The organism is Mesorhizobium sp. BR1-1-6 (assembly GCF_020165355.1).
Taxonomy (GTDB): domain Bacteria; phylum Pseudomonadota; class Alphaproteobacteria; order Rhizobiales; family Rhizobiaceae; genus Mesorhizobium.
In genome coordinates this window covers 109514-132034 of the sequence record NZ_JAIUHZ010000003.1, presented here as the reverse complement: position 1 = coordinate 132034, position 22521 = coordinate 109514, and the positions used below count along the sequence as shown (strand labels likewise).

Annotated in this window: 20 protein-coding genes; 10 read left to right on the top strand and 10 right to left on the bottom strand. The window is 60.9% G+C overall.

The window, feature by feature from the left end; genetic code table 11:
• The first annotated feature begins 282 nt into the window (after window positions 1-282).
• Complete coding sequence (locus LB545_RS08515) at window positions 283-1059, top strand: MBL fold metallo-hydrolase (RefSeq protein WP_210239517.1); 777 nt, start codon at window positions 283-285, stop codon at window positions 1057-1059.
• A 115-nt stretch (window positions 1060-1174) separates the two neighbouring features.
• Here LB545_RS08515 and LB545_RS08510 read toward each other — a convergent pair whose 3' ends face one another.
• The 9 genes from LB545_RS08510 to LB545_RS08470 all read right to left on the bottom strand — a co-directional run bounded on the left by LB545_RS08510 (window position 1175) and on the right by LB545_RS08470 (window position 10810).
• Window positions 1175-1789, bottom strand: a complete 615-nt coding sequence (locus tag LB545_RS08510) for a TerC family protein (RefSeq protein WP_140560019.1) — start codon at window positions 1787-1789, stop codon at window positions 1175-1177.
• A gap of 171 nt (window positions 1790-1960) precedes the next feature.
• Window positions 1961-3217 (bottom strand): CaiB/BaiF CoA transferase family protein, encoded by a 1257-nt coding sequence (locus tag LB545_RS08505; protein WP_140560018.1) that lies wholly within the window; start codon window positions 3215-3217, stop codon window positions 1961-1963.
• A 71-nt stretch (window positions 3218-3288) separates the two neighbouring features.
• Window positions 3289-4815, bottom strand: coding sequence for a tripartite tricarboxylate transporter permease (locus tag LB545_RS08500; protein ID WP_181171879.1), 1527 nt, complete (start codon window positions 4813-4815; stop codon window positions 3289-3291).
• A 20-nt stretch (window positions 4816-4835) separates the two neighbouring features.
• Window positions 4836-5300 (bottom strand): tripartite tricarboxylate transporter TctB family protein, encoded by a 465-nt coding sequence (locus LB545_RS08495; protein ID WP_140560016.1) that lies wholly within the window; start codon window positions 5298-5300, stop codon window positions 4836-4838.
• A gap of 20 nt (window positions 5301-5320) precedes the next feature.
• The gene (locus LB545_RS08490) at window positions 5321-6310 is read right to left on the bottom strand and encodes a Bug family tripartite tricarboxylate transporter substrate binding protein (RefSeq protein ID WP_181171878.1); all 990 of its coding nucleotides are present in this window, start codon (window positions 6308-6310) and stop codon (window positions 5321-5323) included.
• 407 nt (window positions 6311-6717) lie between these two features.
• Entirely contained in the window at window positions 6718-7422 is a 705-nt protein-coding gene (locus LB545_RS08485; protein ID WP_181171877.1) for a GntR family transcriptional regulator, read from the bottom strand.
• A 288-nt stretch (window positions 7423-7710) separates the two neighbouring features.
• Window positions 7711-8664, bottom strand: coding sequence for a hydroxymethylglutaryl-CoA lyase (locus tag LB545_RS08480; protein WP_140581790.1), 954 nt, complete (start codon window positions 8662-8664; stop codon window positions 7711-7713).
• Between the two features lie 92 nt (window positions 8665-8756).
• A complete protein-coding gene (dgoD, locus tag LB545_RS08475; protein ID WP_140560012.1) occupies window positions 8757-9917 on the bottom strand; it encodes a galactonate dehydratase in 1161 nt (386 codons plus the stop codon).
• Window positions 9918-10126: 209 nt separating this feature from the next.
• Window positions 10127-10810, bottom strand: a complete 684-nt coding sequence (locus LB545_RS08470) for a metal-dependent hydrolase (protein WP_140560011.1) — start codon at window positions 10808-10810, stop codon at window positions 10127-10129.
• Window positions 10811-10992: 182 nt separating this feature from the next.
• Between LB545_RS08470 and LB545_RS08465 the strand changes: the two genes are divergently transcribed.
• From LB545_RS08465 to LB545_RS08425, 9 genes are all read left to right on the top strand, one after another.
• Window positions 10993-11673: a GntR family transcriptional regulator gene (locus LB545_RS08465; protein ID WP_140630286.1), complete on the top strand. Its 681-nt coding sequence runs from the start codon at window positions 10993-10995 to the stop codon at window positions 11671-11673.
• A 121-nt stretch (window positions 11674-11794) separates the two neighbouring features.
• Entirely contained in the window at window positions 11795-12646 is an 852-nt protein-coding gene (locus LB545_RS08460; protein WP_140560009.1) for an enoyl-CoA hydratase/isomerase family protein, read from the top strand.
• Window positions 12647-12882: 236 nt separating this feature from the next.
• Complete coding sequence (locus LB545_RS08455) at window positions 12883-13914, top strand: Bug family tripartite tricarboxylate transporter substrate binding protein (protein ID WP_140560008.1); 1032 nt, start codon at window positions 12883-12885, stop codon at window positions 13912-13914.
• 75 nt (window positions 13915-13989) lie between these two features.
• The gene (locus tag LB545_RS08450) at window positions 13990-15024 is read left to right on the top strand and encodes a Bug family tripartite tricarboxylate transporter substrate binding protein (RefSeq protein WP_140560007.1); all 1035 of its coding nucleotides are present in this window, start codon (window positions 13990-13992) and stop codon (window positions 15022-15024) included.
• Window positions 15025-15063: 39 nt separating this feature from the next.
• Window positions 15064-15561, top strand: a complete 498-nt coding sequence (locus LB545_RS08445; protein ID WP_140560006.1) for a tripartite tricarboxylate transporter TctB family protein — start codon at window positions 15064-15066, stop codon at window positions 15559-15561.
• Window positions 15549-17069 (top strand): tripartite tricarboxylate transporter permease, encoded by a 1521-nt coding sequence (locus LB545_RS08440; RefSeq protein ID WP_140560005.1) that lies wholly within the window; start codon window positions 15549-15551, stop codon window positions 17067-17069. Before LB545_RS08445 ends, LB545_RS08440 begins: the two co-directional genes overlap by 13 nt.
• A gap of 38 nt (window positions 17070-17107) precedes the next feature.
• Window positions 17108-19291 (top strand): acetate--CoA ligase family protein, encoded by a 2184-nt coding sequence (locus LB545_RS08435; RefSeq protein ID WP_140581795.1) that lies wholly within the window; start codon window positions 17108-17110, stop codon window positions 19289-19291.
• A 5-nt stretch (window positions 19292-19296) separates the two neighbouring features.
• Window positions 19297-20448, top strand: coding sequence for an enolase C-terminal domain-like protein (locus LB545_RS08430; RefSeq protein ID WP_140581798.1), 1152 nt, complete (start codon window positions 19297-19299; stop codon window positions 20446-20448).
• Window positions 20449-20501: 53 nt separating this feature from the next.
• Window positions 20502-21437 carry an NAD(P)-dependent oxidoreductase gene (locus LB545_RS08425; RefSeq protein ID WP_224704926.1) on the top strand — a complete coding sequence of 312 codons (936 nt, stop codon included), beginning with the start codon at window positions 20502-20504 and terminating at the stop codon, window positions 21435-21437.
• Between the two features lie 129 nt (window positions 21438-21566).
• On the opposite strand, the gene LB545_RS08420 is transcribed toward LB545_RS08425, so the two are convergent.
• A complete protein-coding gene (locus LB545_RS08420) occupies window positions 21567-22520 on the bottom strand; it encodes a hydroxymethylglutaryl-CoA lyase (RefSeq protein WP_140560001.1) in 954 nt (317 codons plus the stop codon).
• Between the last annotated feature and the right edge of the window lies 1 nt (window position 22521).

The following is a 22521-nucleotide window of genomic DNA, read 5'->3' as shown; positions in this document are numbered from 1 at the left end:
TGAGGACGTTGTTTCCACACTCCCCAGGTTTCAAACCCAAACCGCGCAAAGCTGGGGCTCCAGGAGGCCAGGAGGGGATGAAGAATTGTTTGCACTTTGAGGTGGTAGACGAGAAGGGTGTCGAACTGTCGGACTTGACGTTGGGTAACAAGTACCTCAGGCAGCCAAACCTCAGCGAAACGCGCGATACGGTGCGTTAGACATCATATTCGGCAACTCGCTTGCCTCGGGAAAACCTTGATGCCCTTTTCTACGGAATCGGAACCCCCTCGCGGGATCTACATGCCGGTGCTGCCCGGTGTCGGCCGTGTTGTGGCACCAAATCCTGGGCCTATGACTTACCACGGCACTAACACGTACCTCCTGGATCGTCCTGAAGGCACTTTCGTTCTTGATCCAGGACCAGATGACGCTGGTCACGTCGCGGCGGTGATCGCGGCGATTAAGACGTCACCGGCCGGGATCCTGGTCAGTCACGCCCACTATGATCACATCGGCGCCCTACCGATGCTGAAAGCAGCGCTTGGTGTCCCCACATACGCTTTCGGGAAAAACCCGACCACGGACTTTATCCCCGACCGCGCGATCACGAATGGTGACGTCGTTGCAGATCTGACCGCGCTCCACACTCCGGGCCACGCTCCTGATCATTTATGTTTTTGTGGTCCCGATGGGACCGTTTTTACCGGTGACCACGTCATGGGATGGTCGAGCACCGTTGTCTCGGCGCCCCTTGGTGACATGAGGGCATACTTCGTCAGTCTGCAGCTTATGATCGACCGATCAGACAAGGTCTATCTGCCGGGGCACGGGCCAGCCTTGTTCGAACCCTTGCCACATGTCTGTGACCTTTTGGAACGAAGGCAGACCCGCGAAAAAGAGATCCTAAAATCGCTGACCGTCGATGGTATGTCGGTAAAGCAGATTTCGGATGCACTATACCGCAACGCGCACCCCAAGCTGATGCGGGCTGCGCAGCGCAATGTGGATGCGCATTTGATAAAGCTTCAAGACGAAGGAAAGGCATGGAAATTGAATGAACTTTGGTATCCGGCGTAACATATGGCACCATGTCGCGGTCCATTTTGCACCCGTGCTGCTGACGCATGCCGATGCCGACGCTAGCGAGGTTGAGCCAACTGCTCGTTGACCGGAGGCATGCCAGCTCGGTGGGTTACAACGAGTTTCCGAGTATCCCGGAGCTCAACATTTGTTCGGAGCCCTGCCAAATCATTGTGACGGCGACATAAGCAATCAGGGCTACACCAGCATAGCCGAGCCACCTCCATCGGTTCAGCACATCGGCGATAAACGTAGCCGCAACGCCCATCAGTGCGATAGACATCAGAAGTCCCGCAACGAGTACGGTCGTGCTCTGGCCTGCGGCTCCTGCAACAGCCAACACGTTGTCCAGCGACATGGACACGTCGGCAATCACGATCTGGGTGACTGCCTGAAACAGCGTCTTTGAAGGCACATTGTCCGGGTGTCCCTCGTTATTCAGGCAGTGAGCCTTGTTGTCTTGGCGCAGTTCGGACCACATCTTCCAAGATACCCACGCAAGCAGGACGCCGCCGACAAACAACAGCCCGAACACATCGAGCATCTGGCTTGCGATAAGGGCAAAGCATAAGCGAAGTAGAGTTGCTGCAAGTATCCCAAAAAGGATAGCCTTTCTGCGTTGCTGCCCCGGCAGGCCTGCTGCGGCAAGGCCGATCACGACGGCATTGTCACCTGACAGTGCGAGGTTGATGACAAAGACTTCGCCGATTCCAATCAGAGAATTCACGGTTCCAAGTTCCTGTTGTTTCGGTCAGGTCGAACCCATGGCCGTAACAGGTTCAGCGGGCGCAGTGCGAAATCCTGCAAATGCCTATGCTGTGGACAAGAACCGGTTTTCAGGAAGAGGTCATTGTAAAACGGCAAGATAGGGCAGGACATCGTTCAACCCGGGCAAGCGTCAATCTACGCGAGGCGCGCTATTGTTGAGGCAAGCGCGCTTGATCACTCCCTGGGATTCAAGCTGTTCGAGCGCATCGCTGGAATAGCCGAGGTCGCCAAGCACGCTTTCGGTATCGGCGCCAATCTCGCGCCTGCCCAGCCAGCGCATATGGACGGGTCGGTTGGTGAATCGAGGCACAACATCCTGGATGCGCACCTTGCCGAGCGCCGGGTCATCGAGCTGGGCGAATGTGCCGCGGGCCTGCACCTGCGGGTCATTGAAGATCTGCTCGATGTCGTAGATGGGGCCGGCCACCACGTCGTAGGTATGAAAGCGGGCCATAACCTCTTCAAGCGTGTGCCGGACGATCCAGTCCGCTATCGCGCTGTCACATTCATCCATGCGCTGCGCGCGCAGCTGATTGGTGGCCAACCCCGGATCGTCTGCCATGTCGTTGCGGTCTATGGCGCGAAACAGGCGCTGCGTGACCGAGTTGGCAGCGCCCGATATGGCCACCCAGCGGTCGTCGCTGGTCCTGTAGGCGTTCCTAGGAACACTCCAGATCGACCGATTGCCGTGCCGCCTGGCGACGAAACCGAGCTGGTCGTAGTCTATGGCCATGGAGCCCATCAAGCTGAGCAGAGGCTCGTACAAATTGATGTCGATCTCCTCGCCCTTGCCGCCGCGTTTCTCTCGAGCCCACAGCGCGGCCATGACCGCATAGGCGCCGTAGATGGCCGCCACGCTGTCGGCTACGGGAAAGGAGGGCAGGGTCGGTGGGCCATCCGTCTCACCGTTCACGTGGGCGAACCCGCTGAACGCCTCAGCGAGCGTGCCCAGGCAGGGCCGCTGGCTGTAGGGCCCTTCCTGACCGTAGCCGCTGATATGCAACATCACCAAACCAGGGTTGAGCCTGGACAGGCTTGCATAGTCCAGCCCCCATTTTCCGAATCGTCCGGCTCGGAAATTCTCCACCAGAACGTCGGCGGAGCCGGCCAATTTGCGCACGACTTCAGCGCCTTCGGGCTTGCCCATATCGATCGAGATGGCCTTCTTGTTGCGCGCGGTCACCCGCCACCACAAGCCTTCGCCGTCCTTGAACTTGCCCGTCTTGCGCACATCGTCGCCCTTCGGGTGCTCGATCTTGACGACATCCGCGCCGAGATCGCCCAGCAGCGTCGCCACCAAAGGACCGGCAAAGATCACCCCGGCATCGATGACCCTGAGACCGGCGAGCGGCCCCACATTGTCGGTTTTGGCTTGTTCTTCGGCCATGTACTGTCCTTCCCTTGTCGTCGATTGGCCGCCCAGCGCGGGTGTTCGTGTCGTCTCGCGGCGGCTTTAGGCTATTCTTCGGAATTGGGGATTGCCTCGCCTTCGGGTACGCCCAGTATACGCCTAACCAGCTTTCGGACGGGTGAGCCCAGCAGCGTAACCAGCACGATCAGCCAGATGACGATTGCGACGGGGCTGGTCCAGAAGGCGCTGACATCTCCGAGGCTCATGAACATTCCTTCGCGCAGGTCCTTTTCGATCATCGGCCCCAGCACGAGGCCAATCACCATCGGCGCCAACTGGAAGTCGCACTTCTTGAGGATGTAGCCAAAAATGCCCATCACGATCAGCACGAACACGTCGAGCATGCTGTTGTTGACGCTGTAGGCACCGATGATGGCCAGCAGCAGGATTGCGGGAAGGAAGATGTGCAACGGTATGCGCAACATCGATACCCAGATGCCGATCATTGGCACATTCAGCAGCAGCAGCATGACGTTGCCGGCGTACATCGAGGCGATCAGGCCCCAGAAAATCTCCGGATGCGTGATCACCAGCATCGGGCCAGGCTGAATGCCTTGAACCATCATGGCCGACAACATCAGCGCCGTGACGGCGCCGAATGGCAGGCCAAGCGCCAGGAGTGGCACCATGGTCGCGGTGGCGGCGGCGTTGTTGGCGGTCTCCGGTCCGGCAACGCCCTCGATAGCGCCAGTGCCAAGCTCGTGACGATATTTGGAAACCGCTTGCTCCAGCCTGTAGGATATGAAACTGGACAGCGTGGTGTGTGGGCCAGGCAAGAGTCCAAGCAGGAAGCCGAGAACGGTACCGCGTCCGAATGGCGCCCATGAGCGGCGCCACTCCTCGCGGTTTGGCAGCAACTCGCGTATCTTGACCTTAGCCGGGCGCACCTGGCTTTCCTTGGTCTCGACCACCGACATGATCTCGGCGACGCCGTAGACGCCCACCACGACGGCGACCAGTTCGATGCCCAGGCTCAGTTCCGTGAACCCGAACGTGAATCTGTTCAGTCCGCTGACAGCCTCCTGTCCGACTGTGCTGAGTACGAGGCCGATGGCCATCGGAAATACCCCGGCCGCGAACGTGCCGCCCGAGATCCGTGAGAACAGGAGCAAGCCTCCCGCCGCCATGGCGAAGAATTCGATGGGGCCGAATTCGATGGTGAAATCCGCCAGCAGCGGCGCAAACAGCATGACACCCAGCGTGGCAAAAGTGCCGCCGATGAAGGATCCGACCGCTACGATGGTAAGTGCCGCCCCGCCGCGGCCTTTCTTGGTCATCTCGTAGCCATCGACGCAGGTCATGATCGATCCGGCCTCGCCAGGCATGTTGACCAGAATCGCCGTGGTCGAGCCGCCATACATGGCGCCGTAATACATGCCGGCCATCATTATGAGGCCGGTGGTCGGATCGAACGAATAGCTGATGGGCAGGATCATCGCGATGCCCGCCGTCGGCCCCAATCCGGGCAGAACGCCGATCGCCGTGCCGGCAAAGGCGCCCGCGAAGGCCGCCAGCAGGTTCTGATAGGTGAAGACGACACCGAAGCCGTAGATAATTCCGTCGAGCGCATTCACGGGATAGATCCTTTCGGCCTTCAGAGTCCGAGCACGCCGTGCGGAAGCGGCACGGCCAGCAGTCGTTCGAATACCAGGTCGAGGATGAGCGAAAGGGTCACCGAATAGGCAATGATGCGCAACCAGGACGTATCCGACAAAACCCGCATCAACAGCATGCAGAAGATTGCGCCGGCGACGATCTGTCCGAGCCAGGGGAGTGCGAAAAAATAGCCAAACAGCAGCGCAACAAGCGCAAGCACCCTCTTGAGGTCGGTGCCCACGGGAAATCTGATCGATGGAATGGAGTTCATCCGCCAGCCTTCCCAAAGCGCGGCAAAGCTGGCGATGATGAGAATGATGCCGACAAAAACCGGAAACACTCCCGCTCCCGGCCGGTCCATCCGCCCAAAGGGCAGACGGACCGCGAGTGCCAGATAGGCACCTGCGAGGATAATACCGACGATCCCGGAAACGAGATAGACGGTTCGCTTCTGGAACGTCATGGTCGTTAGGTCACGCTGGCCTATTCTTTGCCGATGAATTGAATCAGGTCTGAAAAGTCCTTTCCATACTGAACCAATTCCGCCTTGACCTCATCTGGGCCCTTGGCGTCGCGCAGGAAGCCTTGCTTCTTAAGAAAGTCGAGGAAAGCATCGCTCATGACGACCTGTTTGGAAGCTTCCGCCAGCTTATTCTTCACATCGTCGGGCAGGCCTTTTGGGGCGACCACATAGTTGGCGGTTCTGAGGCTGACGTCGTAGCCGGCGTCGATCACGGATTCGGCTTCGGGGAAGTATTCCAGCTTGCCCTTCTGGAAATGAGCGAGGATCTTGACCTTGCCGGCATTCAACTGTCCCACCACCGCAGCGCCGTAGCCGATGTAACCTTCGACGCGGCCGCCAAGCAGCGCCACCATGGCCTCGCCGCTCCCGCCTGTGAATGGCACGCTGGCGATCCTGGTGCCGGCATTCTTGTCCAGTTGCTGGATGAGCAGGTCGGGTAGCGTGCCGACGCCGGAATTGGAAAGCCTGATCTTGCCCGGGTTCTTCTTGACGTCCGCCATGAAGTCCTCGAACGTTTTCCAGGGCGCATCGGCGCGCACCGCCAAAATGGCCGGAAGATCGTCGAGCTTGATGATCGGCTGGTAGTCGTCAGGTGACTTCCAGGCCAAGCCGTCATTAATGAAGGGCTGATAGGCAAGCGCCGAATTGGTAGCAATCCCAATGGTGTATCCGTCGGCCGGCGATTTGACGATCTGGCCGATGCCGATCGAACCGGAGCCGCCCGGCTTGTTGATGACGTTGATGTTTACGTTGAGCACCTTCTCCAGTTCGGCGCAGTAGAAGCGGGAAATCGGATCCGTGCCTCCTCCGGGGTTGAAGGGGACGATGAAGGTAATATCCCGGTTGGGATAGTCCTCGGACCGCACCGCCGACGTGGCTGCTAAGCCCGCCGATACCGTGATCGCCACCGCGGCTGCGAAGCGGATCAATGAATGAAATTTCGAAACCATTTTTTCCTCCCGTGTTTTCGGCTGTTTCGGCCAGCTGTGCCGGGCCAAAAGGGCCATTTGAACAGTTGAACGGGACAACCTATTTCGGCCGATCCGCCACAGAGCCTCCCGTCTAATATTGTATTAAATACCACGCTATTATATATAACTCGATGGCAGGGTCAACAACAGTCGGGAGGGCCATCACACTTTCGTTAGCCGGGAGCGATCGGCAAAAACGTGGGGGGACGGCGAGTTGCTCGAACGCAGGGCGCACATGGTCCCAGTGCATTCGCGTGAAACGACATGCACAACGGTCGTGGCGAACGACAGGGGAGGTCGCGTCGCCGGTGTCTTGGAACAAGGATGGATGGCCGGGCGCGAGACGGCTCGTCAAGGTCGCCAGGACGCTCGCCTCGGTAAGCGCATCAAAGGTTGTTTTGAGCGGGGGGCGCTTTTTTTCTGGTGACACCATTATGCATCAGGGCAAGCATGTCGAGCTTTGCGCCCTCGCAATGGCGTTCGATAAGATCGGTGAGAACTTCCTCGTCCTGTGCCCGTAGCGCCATGAGGATTTCCTCGTGCTCGATCATCATGCGCCCTATCCGCGCGACGCTGAAGCCGAATGCCTCACGCAGTGTGCCAAGCAGGCTTGCGTAGCGATTGTACATGGCAAGTGCCTCGGCATTGTCGGCGTGCCGGTAAATGAGGTCATGGAACTGGCTGTTGAGCGCAAAGAGGTGGCTGAGATCCTGCTGACCGACCTCGGCCTTCATTCGTTCATGAGTGGCCGCAATCTCGGCCATGGCCCGGTTGCTCAGATTGGGGACGGCGAGCCGAATCAGCAGCGATTCCAGAGCGCCGCGCAGATCGTAGATGTTGCGAACGCGCGTCTCGTCGAGCGGCAAGACCGCTGCCCCGCGGTGCGGTGCGATCTCGATCAGCCCTTCGCCCTCGAGTGCCTGCAGCGCCTCGCGAACCGGCATTTGGCTGACACCGAAGCGCTCGACCAGCGATGCCGTGGTGAGGCGGGCACCTGCGGCCAGCTTGCCCGACAGGATTTCAGCGCGTAGCCTATCGCGAAGCGCAGCATAGGCCGGAATGCCCGATTCAATCTCCAGCTTCGTCGACATTTGCCCCCGTGGACTTTGGCGATTCATCTGATGCTACGACTCTGACCGCTAACTATTCTTTCGGTGAGGAGAAAATATATTTGCGCATTGCAATTATATTTCGAGACATTCTTGCCTTCACCAGTAAGACGTCACCTTTAGCTGTCTAGCACACCATGATGCGCTCGTCCATGCACACAGCGGTGCGGCGATGTCTCGATCCACTGCTACGGTGTCGCGGACAAACACGGAGAACCCGGCGAACGAACGCCGGGTTCTCAGTACAGTAGGACGGCCGGACTGCCTGCGTCAGGCGATTTTCTGCTGCCGTTCCGGCGCGGGCAGAAGTACGTTCCCGCGCCCGGCGCGCACCAGAGCGCTGTCGAGGGTGTGTGGGATGAAGGCCTTATGGGAATTGGCGATCGCCAAAAGCTTGTCGAGGTCGATTCCGGTCTCGATTCCCATGCCGTGGAGCATATTGACCATATCCTCGGTGGCGATATTGCCCGTCGCGCCTGGCGCGTAGGGACAACCGCCGAGCCCGGCGACGCCGCCATCGAACCGCGACATCCCCGCCTCCATCGCTGCCAGCGTGTTTGCCAGGGCCATGTCGCGCGTATTGTGGAGATGCAGGTTCCAGGTGACTTGCGGATGCTTCTTCAGCATGTGCGAAGCGATGTCGTGCACCAGCTTCGGATTGGCCACGCCGATGGTGTCCGCAAGCGACATATTTGTAATGCCGAGTCCAAGATATTTGTCCGCCACGCGTTCGAGCTGATCGGTCGAAACCTGTCCCTCGAACGGACAGCCGAGGCTGCAAATCATGCTGCCCGACACCGTAAAACCCGCATCCTGGGCGATAATCGCCATGCGTGCGATTTCTTCCAACGTTTCGTCGATCGATCGGTTGCCATTGGCGCGATTGTGCGACTCGGTCACCGAGAGCATGAAGCTCACTGTGGTGATACGGTCCTTGAAGGGCAGGGCGCGCTGCAACCCGCGCATGTTGGGCGTCATGACGCGATAGCTGACACCGGGTACGATGTCGATCCCGGCGACCACGTCCTCGGCATCGACGAACTGCGGAATGGCCTTGGGATGGACAAACGACGTGATCTGGATCTCAGGCACGCCAGTCCGCGACAGTGCGTTGATGATCTCGATCTTCTTCTCGGTCGGCACGAATTGCTTTTCGGACTGGAAACCGTCCCGAGGGCCGACTTCCATAATGTGGACCTTCTTAATCTTTTCCGTGGCCAGCATGTCGTACACCCTTCTTCATATGGTCTTGCGTATGGCGGAGCCCATAGGTGCCCCGAGATGTCGGCTGCCGCTATCAAAGGGCGGACAGCGGTTCAGAACCAGCGGCATGAGTCCGGCGGTCTGATGTCGGTCAGCTTGCCGGTGAAGTGGCGCAGGCTATGCTGCTTGTAAGGATGCTTGCACAAGGCTTCCTTGCGCAGTTCCACGCCCAGGCCGGGCGTCTCGGGCACCAGCAGGCATCCGTCCTGGAACGTCCAGTCCTCGGTCGTCATCTCCCTGCGCCAGGGCACATCGATGGCGAACGTCTCGAGGACCATGAAATTGTTGCAGCTGGCCGCGAAGTGCAGGCCCGCCGCATGGCAGACCGCGCCATTGGCATTGTGCGGGGCCACGGGGATAAGCTCGGTGTCGGCCAGCGCGGCGATGCGTTTCATCTCCAGAAGCCCCGAAACGTGACATATATCGGGCTGGATGACGTCGACCGCCTCGCAGGCGAGCAACTCACCGAAGTCGAAACGTGAATAGCTGCGTTCGCCCGCGGCGATAGGCACCTGCGTTGCCTTGCGCACCTGGGCTATCGCGGTGTTCCGCTCGGGGACTGTCGGCTCTTCCAGCCAGCGTATCCTGAAATCCTTCAGCGCTCTGCCGACTTCGATGGCGGTCATGACGTTGAAGCGGCCGTGCGCCTCGACCATGATGTCGATGTCCGGTCCCACCGCGTCGCGTATCTTGGCGATCTTGCCGATGGATTCGTTGAGTTCCGCTGTCGTCATGGAGAGATAGGCTTGACCGAACGGATCCAGTTTCAGGCCGCGAAACCCTTGTTCCACGATGGAACAGGCTTTCTCTGCGAACTGCTCGCCGGTCCGCGCCCCGGCGAACCAGCCATTGGCGTATACCGGGATGCGGTCGCGCACCTTGCCTCCGAGCAACTGGTAAACCGGGACGCCGAGGGCCTTGCCCTTGATGTCCCAAAGCGCGAGTTCCACGGCGCTGATGGCTGTACTCAGGATCGGGCCGGACCACCAGTAGCTCTCGCGCTGCATCAGCATGTGCAGCCCTTCGATGGCGAACGGATCGGCGCCGATGAGTATCGGAGACAGTTCTTCGATCGCCTTGCAGACCGTGTGTTCGCGATACTCGATGCTGCCTTCGCCGACGCCCACTATGCCTTCGTCGGTTCGCACTTCGACGAAAATCCAGTTCGTCCGGTAACAGTCGACGACGAAAGTTTCGATGCCCGTTATCTTCAAGTTCTGTCCTCGACCCTAGACTGCTCCCGATGGACGTCGAGGCCTGCTTCAGCACACCCGGCTACCATCTCGCGCCAGGCGGTCCACCTTTAGCATCTTATTATCAAATGACTATCGATAAGATCATATAGCTGTCGATTATATATAATATGTCCGGCTGTCAATGGCGGTCTCGGAAAATGCTTCCGGATTGGGGTCGTCCTACAGTCCTACAGAAGAAACTCGTCGCCGGGATCGATAACGTGGACCTTGGACCGGGGAGCATCCTGCGCGGCGCGCTGAACGAACTCGTCGGCACTCTGCGCCAGCAGCGGAAAGGTACGGTAGTGCATCGGCACCGCCGCTCTGGCGCGCAGCAGTTTCAGGGCGCGCGCGGCTTGACGAGCGTCCATTGTGAATCGGCCGCCGATGGGCAGAAGGGCGAGGTCGATATCGAACAGTTCGCCCCATGTGGACATGTTGGCATGCAGGCAGGTATCGCCCGCGTGATAGACCACCTTGCCGTCCTCCAACGTCAATATATATCCCGCCGGGGTCCCGCTAGCGCTGGTGTGATAGGCGTCCGTCATGGTCACCTGGACCCCATCGAGATCGATGCTGCCTCCCGTGTTCATGGCAAGCGTGTTGGGGGCGCCTTTTTCCTTGTATATGGCCATGGTTTCAGGCTGCCCGACCAAGGTAGCGCCGGTCTTTTTGGTGACGGCCACGGCATCCGAGGCATGGTCTGCGTGGTCGTGGCTCAGCAACAAGAAGCCCGCCGCGGGCAAATCCTCGATCTTGACCGGCGCCAGGGGATTTCCGGTCAGCCATGGGTCGATGAACAGGACTTTGCCCTTGGAGGTGGTGATCTGCCAGCCGGATTGTCCGAGCCACTTGAGGCTGTTTTGAGCCATGACTTTGCTCCTTGCTTCGGTGAGTGCCGACCTCATTTAACGCCTAAGCCAATTCGATACAATCATGCTATCTTATATAAAAGCTGCACCCTTTGTCGCCCATGCGGGAAATTGACATTGACGTATGATTAGATCTAAAGACAAATATTATATCAAACTTGGCGGCCGACGGAGCGAAACAAATGAACGTCGACACCCCTCTGGATCTGCTGCCCGGCGTCCCCGCCTATGCCGCAATAAGAGATTTCATCCGCGCCGAGATCCTGTCCGGCAGACTTGCGGCCGGCACCCGCTTGACCACGGGCTCCCTCGTGCAGCGCTTCAACCTGAGCCAGATGCCGGTCCGGGAAGCCCTGCAGGCCTTGGAGGGGGAGGGGCTTGTAACCATCCTGCCGCATCGCGGGGCGACTGTTCTGTCGCTCGACGCCGGCCGTGTCGCCAATATCTACGATCTCAGAACGGCTATCGAGGTGCTGCTGGTGCGCAGTTCGCTCCCAAACATGACGAACTCCACCATGGCCAAGCTGGTCGCATTGCATGAGGAACTCGCCGCAGCCGCCGAACGGCGAGACGTCCATACCGTCTTCGAACTTAATCTGCGGTTCCACGATCTTCTCTACTTCCACGCCGACAATCCGGAAGCGCGTGGAATCTATGACCGCTTCGCCAAGCTTCTTGGGACATTGCGCGGGCGCTACGGTTACAGCGAAGCGCGGATGTTCGACATGGTGGAAGAGCACGAACGCATTCTACAGGCCCTGCGCAATCAGGAGCTTGCTCGCCTGATCACGCTGGTTCGCGATCACGCCAACGGTGCCAAGGCCGATCTTGTGGCTAGCATTCGCGCCAAGCGCGAATGCTAGAGCCTGATGTCGAAAAGTGTGAAGCGATTTCGGGCGACATCGTGCTCTGTCTCTTCGATTTGGAAACGGATTCAGATTGCAAGCCGATTCGGCCTGAAGTCATCCGGCTCTAGGCATCGCGATGCCGCAGCAGGAGGCGGCGGTCACCAATGGGAGGAACATCATGACTGGTAAAGCAAGCAAAACACCGACTGTCACGACTGCTGCCGAGCAGGCGGGACACTTCGAGACGCTTCTTTTCGGGGCGAGGGACGGCATCGCCACGGTAACGTTCAACCGTCCGGAGCAACGCAACGCGCTCACCATTCGCTTCTTCACGGAAATGCTCGAGGCGCTGGATATCGTGGAAGCTGACGACAGCATCCGCGTCCTGGTTCTAGCCGGTAACGGACCGGCCTTCTGCGCCGGGCGCGACTTCAAGGAATCGACAAGGGCCACCCCTGCCGAAGGCGCGCTTTACGGTCGCCTGAACCTTGGTACACGCGATCGCCTGCGCAAGTTGCCAAAGCCGGTCATCGGCCGTGTCCACGGTCCTGCCGCCGGCGGCGGCTGCGCGATCGCCACGGAATGCTGCGACATCACCGTAGCCTCGAAGAGTGCGCGCTTTTCAATCCGCGAGGTGCAAGCGGGGACTTTGCCTGGACTACCGCTGTTCACGCTTGGCCGCGCCCGTTCGCTTGGCATGTTGCTGACCGGCGATTGGGTGTCGGGCGAGCAGGCGGAGCGGTGGGGGCTCGTCTACAAGGCGGTGGAGGATCGCGAGCTCGACGGAGCCGTCGCCGCCATCGCCAAACAGCTGGCGGGCCAGCCGGTGCAGGCGATGGCCTATACGAAGCGTGCCATGTCCTATCTTCTTGATCTTGCCGGGCATACGCAGGCCGAACAGTTCCTGGCGGAGTGCCGCAAGCTGCTGCACCAGACGTCCGAGCGCGTCGAGGCGCAACAGGCCTTCATCGACAAGAAGCGGCGTTAAGCGAGCCCTTGCTTCTCGTTCTGCGGGCGAGGCAAGCCAAGGATTTCATCTAATAATTGCGAGTTGTATATAGTTATGTCATAGTGTATAAAATCTGCGGAGGAGCTGCCTTGACCAATGGCAGGGCGGATGATGCGCCGGAGGAGGAGATCGGTCCAGCGACCGGCAACCGGCGAAAGCGCAGTGAGAGCGGGCTCGCACTGCGGGGGAGAACGCTTCATGGGAGGAAAAAACACATGAGCACAGTGCAGCAATCGAGCGCCATGGACGGGATTGGCGACATTCGTCTCGATCGTCGAGGCTTCATGGGAGCCGTCGCCGGAACCGTTGGACTGGGTTTTTCCGGAACCAGCGTTTTCGCCGCCGACACGTTTCCAAACAAACCAATAACATGTCTGGTGCCTTGGGGTGTCGGCGGCGGTGCATCGACCATCGCCGACGTGGTCAGCAAGATTGGGATGGAGCAAAAATTCTCGCCGGTGCCCATTACGCTCGACCATCGTCCGGGAGCCAGCGGCCTCATCGGCACCGCGTTGGTCGCGGACCGAAAGGGGGATTCATATACCTACATGCCTGGTGGCGGTGCGCTGCTGGCTCAGGTGGTGGTCAAGGATACCCCAGTCGATCCGCTGAAGGATCTGACGCCGCTGGCGCTCAACGCGGTGGATTCTTCCGTGGTCATGACCCGCACGGCCGCCCCCTACAAGACGATGGCCGACGTCATCAAGAAACTGCAGTCCTCGCCCCGCTCCGTGACCCTGGCCGGCGCCGGCGGCGGACCGGGCAGTTGGGACGGCATGCTTGAGACCGTCATGAACAATCTGGCGGGCGTCCAGTTCAACCAGATACCATTCGGAGGCGGCGGCGATGTGCAGGCAGCCGTTCTTGGCGGGCAGGTGGACGTCGGCACCCGTCAGCTGTCCGACGCCCAGGACCTTCTGAAGGCGGGGCAGGTTCGGGCGCTCGCCATTTTCGACGCCGAGCGCAATCCGAGCCTTCCCGACGTCCCGACCATGCGCGAGCTTGGCTTCGATGTGGTGCTCAATCTGTCGCGCGGCTGGTTCGCGCCTCCTGGCCTGAAGCAAGAGGAGGTGGCCTGGTACGCCGACTTCTTCAAGAAGGTCGGCGCTTCCAAGGCCTGGCAGGACTTCTGTACCTCTTCCGGCATCCAGAACAAGTATCTGGGACCTGAAGACTGGGCGAAGTTCATCAAGGACGGCCTCGACACCGTCGGCAGCATCTACCGCAAGATCGGTGTCGTGAAGTAACGCTATTCAGCCGGCCTCGGACGACGAGGTCAGCTGCCTAATGGCATTTGCCAGACGTCAAACGGGAGGAACCTGATGATGGATGATTTCCAAAACGATGCGGCACGCCGTCTGGCGGGCCTTTCGCCGAACCGCAGGCAGGTGCTCAAGGGCTCGATGATCGCCGGCATTGCGGCGGGCTCGGGCCTCTTCGCCGGCAGCGCCGAAGCGTTGGACGCTTTCCCAAGCAAGCCGATCACCATTCTTGTCCCGTGGGGGCCGGGCGGGGGACCGTCGCAGATATCGGATGCGGTCGCGAAGATTTCGGCGCAGGCGAAGTACTTGTCCCAGCCGATGACGCTCGACCACCGGCCAGGTGCAAGCGGTCTGATAGGCACCGCGCTGGTCTCCGACCGCAAAGGCGATCCCTATGTTTTCATGCCCGGCGGTGGAGCGCTGCTGCTGCAGGCGGTTCTTGGCGAATCGCCCGTCGATCCCCTGACGGGCCTCACCCCGCTTGCCCTCTCGACGCTCGACTCCTCCGTCGTGATCGCGGCAGCCAATTCACCCTACAACACCCTCGCCGATGTGACGGCGGAGCTGAAGAAGAAACCACGTTCGGTGACCATGGCGGGTGCCGGCGGGTCCGGCTGGGACAGCGTCGTGGCCAACACGCTCGGCGCCGCGGCCGGGGTCGAATTCAACCAGATACCGTTCGCCTCCGGCGCCGAAGTGCAGGCGGCCGTGCTTGGGGGCCAGGTAGCCGTAGGGTCCAGGCAACTTTCCAACGCGCAGGAACTCATAAGCGCCGGGCAGATCAAGGCGCTGGCAATATTCGACGCCGAACGGAATCCGAGCTTGCCGGACGTCCCGACAATGAAGGAACTCGGCTACGACGTCGTCCTCAACCTCGCGCGCGGCTGGTTTGGTCCACCCGGACTGAAGGACGAGGAGGTGCAGTGGTATGGCGAACTGTTCAAGAAGCTCAGCACCAACGGCACATGGGTAGACTACGTTCAGAAGTCCGGCAGCCAGAACAAGTATCTCGGGCCGGCCGAGTGGCGCGGCTTCATCCAGCAAACGATGCAGACGATCCAGCGGATCTACAAGCAAATAGGCCTGATCAAATAGCGGCCGCAGCCCGCCTGGCATGGATAGACGGGAGGTCTCGTGAGTAAAGCGCATATCATTCTGCCGGTGTTGCTCGCCGCGTTCGGTGCCGTCATTCTGTGGCAGTCGGTTACGCAGATGGACTATTTCTATTTCGATCGCGGCGCGCCTGGACCGGGTTTCCTGCCGTTCTGGGCCTCGCTTGGCGTGCTTGGCTTCGGGATCGCCGTGGCAATCCAGGCGGCCCGTGAATGGAATGGGCTGGCTGCGGACGAGGTCTGGCCGGATGCCACGGGCCGGCGGCACATTATCTCGATGCTCGCCGGTTTCATGCTCTTCCTGCTGCTTATTAATCCGCTCGGTTTCGTGCCCACGACGATGCTGTTCGTGGCCGTGGTCGGCTACCTGCTCGGAATGCGTCGGCTCTACGTGCTTTTGCCGGTGGCGCTTGTCATGGGCATCTTCGTTCACCAGGTCTTTGACGTGGCCCTCGAAATCACGTTGCCCAAGGGTTTCCTGGGCGACAACGTCACGGGAGTATGGTCGTGGATCTTCTGAGCCATCTCGCGACCGGCTTCTCGGTCGCCGTGACGCCCGTTAACATGCTGTTCTGCACGATCGGCGTGATCGCCGGCACGCTTATCGGCGCGCTGCCCGGCATCGGGCCGGTCGCCGGCATCGCGATGCTGCTGCCGTTTGCATATGGAATGGAACCGGTCACCGCGATGATCCTGATGGCCGGCATCTATTCCGGAACGATGTTCGGCGGCAGCATAACTTCGGTGCTGGTCGGCATTCCCGGCGAGGCCTCCAACATTCCGACCTGCCTGGATGGCTACGAGATGGCCAAGAAGGGGCGCGCCGGTCCGGCGCTGACGATCTCAGCCATCGGCTCTTTCATAGCCGGCACGTTCAGCGTGGTGATGCTCATGCTGTTTGCGCCTCCTATCGCCCGATGGGCGCTGAGCTTTGGGCCGCCCGAGTATTTCGCGCTGATGCTGCTCGGCCTCGGAGCGGTGGCGGGCCTGATGGGCGATGCCAAGCTCAAGGGCTACCTGATGGCGTTTCTCGGCCTCACACTGTCGCTGGTCGGTTTCGACATGATCACGGGTTATCAGCGCTTTACCTTCGGGTCGCTCGCGATGGCCGACGGCATAAAATTCCTGCCGATCGCGGTCGGCCTGTTCGGCATCGCGGAAGTGCTGCTGACCCTGGAGCAGATGGCCAGCTACAAGGTCATCAGGGCCTCGCTCAAGGACATGATGATCACCCCGCAGGACATCAGGGAAAGCGCCGCGCCCATCGCGCGCGGCACCGTGATCGGCTTTCTCGTAGGCATCCTGCCCGGCGCCGGCGGCGCCGTCGCGGCGCTGCTCTCCTATGTCACCGAGCGCAAGTTCTCCAAGCATCCGGAGCGGTTCGGCACGGGCGAGATCGCCGGCGTCGCCGGTCCGGGTTCGGCCGACAACGCGTCCACCGGCGGCTCGATGATCCCGATGCTGACACTGGGCATCCCAGGTTCGGCCACGACAGCGGTGATGCTAGGCGCGCTGACCCTGTTCAACATCCAACCGGGGCCGTTCCTGTTCGCCAGCCATCCCGAATTCGTCTGGGGCCTGATTGCCTCCATGTATATCGGAAACGTGATGCTGCTGGTGCTCAACATCGCTTTCGTGCCGGCGTTCGTGCAGGCCCTGCGCGTCCCGTTCACAATCCTCGGCCCGTTGATTATCGTTTTTGCGGTGGTTGGCGTCTACAGCGTCAGCGCCTCGATGTTCGACCTGTGGGTCCTGCTGATCTTCTCCGTGCTCGGCTACTTCATGAAGAAGTTCGGCTACCCCGCGGCACCCATGGTGCTCGCGCTGGTGCTCGGCAACGGTCTGGAAACGGCACTCAGGCAGTCGCTCATGATGTCGCAGGGCAATGCGCTCATCTTCTTCGACCGGCCGATTTCCGGAACCCTGATGGTTGTCGTGGTCCTCATGCTGGCCCTGCCGCTTTTGCGCCTGCTGATCTCCAAAGCCCGGCATTCGGTGCCTGGACCTTCGATGACGCCTAAGGCCTGAGAGCCAGCCATCCAAGAATTGAATCAGGAGTGCAAGACGTGAAGCCGGCCAGCAACGACGAGGCAAAGTTCCGATCGATCCATGCCATGTTCAACCCCGCCTCGATTGCCATCGTCGGCGCAACGGAAAAGCCGGGCTATGGCGGGCGGTTCCTTCCAAACCTGGTCAATACCGGAAGTTCGGCACGGCTCTATCCCGTCAACCCGAATCGCGACCAGATCTTCGGCGTGCGCAGCTATCCCAGCGTCGTCGACCTGCCCGAAGCCGTGGACCTGGCCTGCATCGTGGTCTCGTCGGAGCAGGTCCTGCCTGCCTTCCGCCAATGCATCGAAAGGGGGGTGAAGTCGGCGCTCATCATCTCCGCCGGTTTCGCCGAACTGGCAACCGACCAGGGCAGGGCGCGTCAGGCGGAGCTACGGCAACTGGCCCGCGACAGCGGCATTCGCGTGTGCGGTCCGAACTGCCTTGGCCTCGCCAATGTCGCGGGCAAGAGCTGGACCACGCCTTCGACGCGCATAGGCCCCGACATGCTGGCCTTCAACCCAACGATCGGCCTGGTCTCGCAGAGCGGCGCCACGGCCTATCGCCCGCTGCTTTGCACAGCCGAGGACAAGCGCATTGGCTTCCGGTACATGGTCGCCACAGGCAACGAGGCTGATCTCGAATCCTCGGACTTCATCCAGTACATGCTGCGTGATCCCGAGATCAGCGCCGTCGCGGCCGTGGTGGAGGGCTTCAAGGACGGCGAGAAATTCGTCGAGACGGCCGACATGGCCCGGGAGGCGGGCAAGCCGCTCGTGCTGCTCAAGATCGGCCGCACGGAGGCCGGCGCGCGCGGGGCGAGCAGCCACACCGCCTCGATGACCGGCTCCGACGACGTGCAGGACGCGCTGTTCAGGCAGAAGGGCGTCATCCGCGTCGATGACTATGACGAGCTTCTCGAAACCGCCGCAATGTTCCGCATGAAAATCAGGCCTCGCGGCAAACGCATGGGAGTGATTTCCGAGTCGGGCGGCATGGGCTCCTTCATGGCCGACAAATGCGCCGAGGAGGGGCTCGACGTGCCGGTTCTGTCGGACGGCGTAAGGGGCCAGCTTCTCGAGATCATGGGTGATCGCGGGTCGGCCGCCAATCCGGCGGATCTGACAGGGTTCGGCACGGGCCCGGATTTCCCGCGCGTGCTCGATATATTGCTTTCGGAGGGCGAGCAGGATCTCGTCCTGATGTCGAGCGTCGGCGGCGCCATGCAGGCCGACACGATCATCGAGGCCTCGAAACAGGCCCGCAAACCCATCCTGTTCACATGGACCGGCTCGACCCAGGACGCCCGCGACCTCGACGCCTTGAGGCGGCTCCAGGCATCGGACGTGCCGCTCTTCTATCTCCCGGCGAAGGCCGCCAAGGCAGCGCGCAGATTGATCGCCTATCACCGCACGAGAGAACTTTCGATTGCCGAGGCCGGGGCGACCCGCCCAGCGGCCCGCCGCGATCTCGAGACGGTCCGCGCCGCTCTTGCGGAAGCGGAAACCGGCCTCGATGAATATCAGAGCAAACAGGTTTTGGCGGCCTATGGCATTACGGGCGTTGCGGAACAGTTTTGCAAGAACCGGGAGGACGCGGCCAAGGCAGCCGAAGCGATCGGTTACCCGGTCGTTCTGAAGATTGTCTCGGCGGACATTTCGCACAAGACAGAGGCTGGCGGCGTCCGGCTGGGCATCAAGGACGCCGAGGGCCTCGAACAGGCCTACGATGCCATCATGGCATCGGCGAAGTCCTATGCGCCGAAGGCCATCATCCCCGGCGTCCTCGTGCAGCGCATGAGGAGTGGCGGTATCGAGCTCATTGTCGGCACCTCGCAGGACCCGCAGTTCGGCCCCGTGATCATGCTGGGTCTCGGCGGCATTCTGGCCGAGGCGCTGAAGGCGGCGACATGGCGGCTGTGTCCGGTAAACCGGCGCGAGGCCGAGGAGATGATCGACGAGGTGCGGGCGCTGCCCACCCTGCTCGCCGGATTTCGAGGCAGCCAGAAGTTCGACCGCAAGGCGCTCGCCGAGGCGCTGGTCGCGGTATCCGAGCTGGCCTCGGATGCCCGCGATGCGATCGAAAGTCTCGATATCAACCCGCTGGCGGTCTTCGGTGAGGGGCAGGGCACGACCGCGCTGGACGCGCTTGTCGTCTGCCGTCCGCGGCAAACGCTTCATGAAAAGCGGAAGGCGGGTTGATACCCATGCGTATTCTCGATGTCCGCTCCTATATCGCCCCGCCGCCGCGCGGTTCGTGGCTGAACGAGATCCGCGTCTCGACGCCGATGTCGGCCTATCCCGAGTACGGCGGCAAACGCGGCGGTTGGCGCGGACCGAACGCGCAGGACGTCTTCATCGAGATTATCGCCGACGATGGCTTGACGGGTGTCGGAATGACACGCGGCGGCGCCATCGTAGAGACGATCGTCGCCCAGCATTTGAAGGGCCTGCTGGTCGGCAAGGATCCTCGCAACATCGAAATGCTGTGGGACCAGATGTACCTTTCCACCCTCGCCTACGGACGCAAGGGTGCGCCGGTCATGGCTCTCTCTGGCATCGACCTCGCCTTGTGGGACCTGTTGGGCAAATGGATGGGACAGCCGCTCTACCGCATCCTGGGCGGCGAGATGCGCGCCTCGCTTCCCTGCTACGCCACGCATCCCGACTCCGACGCCCTGGTGAAGGAGGGCTATATAGGAACCAAGCTGCCCATGGCCTATGGGCCTCCCGACGGCAAGGAGGGCCTTCGACGCAACGTTGAGCGCGTCGCCGAGGTGCGTGAGACCGTCGGTCCCGACATCGACATCATGGTCGATTGCTGGATGTCCTGGACAGTGGACTACACGCTCGAATTCGCACGGGCCGCGGCCGAGTATCGCGTTCGCTGGATCGAGGAACCGTTGCTGCCCGACGATCTCGACGGCCATGTGGAACTGCGCCGCCGTCTTAATGGCCCATTGGTCGCGACCGGAGAGCACGAATATACGCGCTGGGGTTTTCGCGATCTCATCGAACGCGGCTGCGCCGACATCCTGCAACCCGATGTCGCTTGGTGCGGTGGCATCACCGAAATCCGCCGCGTCGCGGCAATGGCATCGTCTCATGGAATTCCGGTCATACCGCACAATGGTGTCCTCCAGCCCTGGGCTACCCATCTGATGATGGCGACGCCCAATTGCCCGCTCGCCGAATACCTTGTCTTTTATGGCCCGAATGACGAAGCACCGCCGCCACTGATGCTGGGCGAACTGAAACCTGAGAACGGGCGCGTGCGGCCGAGCGAGCAGCCGGGTGCCGGCATCGAGTTCGACCACGAGGAATGGCGCCGGCAAACGGCCGCGCGATCGGGTGCCTAGCGACCGTGCCAACGGCGGCTGGGCAGCGGCAAGGGAGGCAGGTATTGCGTATTGTGATAGGCACGGACGGTTTCCTCGAACCCGAGACGACGCCGCCATTGTCCCACGATGTCGCCTACGTGCGTCACGACGACGTTGCTGCTCTGGCGTCCGCTCTTGGCAATGCTGATGCGCTGGTCACCCGCCGCGTCTGGGTAAACGAGGATCTGCTGGGGCACGCACGCCGCCTGCGCCTGGTGCAGCAGGTCGGCATCGGTACAGACCGTATTGACCTATCCGCCGCGGGGCGGCTTGCCATCCGCGTCGCAAACACACCCGAAGCCACCAGCAATGCCGTGGCCGAGCACTGTTTCATGCTGGTACTGGCTGCCCTGCGCGGACTGGTCTGGCAAGTCGAAAGCATGCGTGTGGGTGGCTGGTCCGGCGCGGAGGTCTGGAGCGGCGAGGAGATCGGCGGCAAGACCGTCGGCATCCTTGGCTTCGGTTCGATCGGCGCCGATCTCGCCAGGCGGTTTCTGGCGTTCGGCGCCGGGGTGCTGGTTCATACCCGCACCGTCCCCGCCGAAGGCAGATCGGATATCGCCTTTGTCGACCTTCCCACTCTCATGCGCGCCAGCGACATCGTCGTTATCGCCGCTGGGCTGAATGCGTCGACAAAAGGCATGGTCGGCCGTTCCGAGATCACCGCGATGAAGCGGGATGCGCTTCTGGTCAACATCGCCCGCGGAGCGATTGTAGACGAGGAGGCAATGCTTGATGCCCTTCGAAACGGGCGGATTCGGGCCGCGCTCGACGCCTATGCGAAAGAACCACTGCCGGTGGAGTCTCCGTTGCGAAGCCTGGACAACGTTGTTCAGACACCACACAGCGCCGGTTCCAGCCGGCAATCGCGTGAGCGGATCTGGAACCAGATGCTCGCTAATCTCGATCGGCTGGCAGATGGCCGAGACCTACTCAACGTCGTCAACCTTGCGGACATGACGCCGTAGGGCAACTGCACTGGATCGGATCAGCGGTTCTCTCGAACGCTGACCCGATCCAAGCGCGGCTCAAACAAAAGGGCCTGCGTTTCGGCAGGCCATTATCGGCGGCAGGATCCCCGTTTCCACACACCGAAATCAGGCGGCGTGTCGGTATTTTGCCAGGGAGCCACCCTTCATGACCTTGCCGGGCAATTGATGACCAACGACATGTTCGGCAAGACGCGCCGCCTCGATCATTTTTTCCAGGTCGATGCCAGTCTCGATTCCCATTTCCTGCAGCATGAACAGAAGATCTTCCGTGCATATGTTGCCCGCCGCCGCAGAATGACCGGCGAATGGACAGCCGCCGAGGCCGGCGACGGCGGAATCGAAATGCGCGACCCCGAGTTCAAGCGCGGCATAGACATTGGTCAGCCCCGGACCGCGCGTGTCGTGCAGATGGATGCGCAGTTCGGCGTCCGGCCATCGATTGCGGATCGCACCGAGCAGTTGCTTGGTCTGCAACGGGTTGCCCCATCCCATGGTATCCGAGATCAGCAGCCGCTTCAGCTTGGAGCCAGCGTCGTTGATGACTTCCTCGATGGTTGAAATGCGCGACAAGACCCAGTCGACGGGAATTTCGCCCTGGTAGTTACAGCCCCACGCGGCGTTGACGGTCGCCTGTTCCACCGCAACACCCAATTGACGATAGGTCTCGATCCATTCGGGGTAGGTTGCAACCGTTTCCTCAATGGTCTTGTTGGTATTCTTCTTGATGAAGGCTGGACTGGCGCCCAGCTTCAGCGAACCGTCGAGATGGTACTTGCCGGTGGCCGCCGCCCGTTTGAGACCCTGCGTATTCAGGTAGAGACAGGAGTAGCGCAGGCCGTTCCTCGGCTTGAGGCCGGCCGAGACCTCGTCAGCGTCCGCCATCTGCGGCACCCATTTTGGGTTGACGAAGGAGGTAACCTCGATGTCGCTAACCCCGGTATCGGCAAGCGCGTTGATGAGTTCCAACTTGCGTTCCGTAGGTATGAAGTTCTTCTCGAACTGGAAGCCTTCTCGCGGGCCGACTTCGTAGATCGTGACTTTCTTGGGCAGATCGCTCATC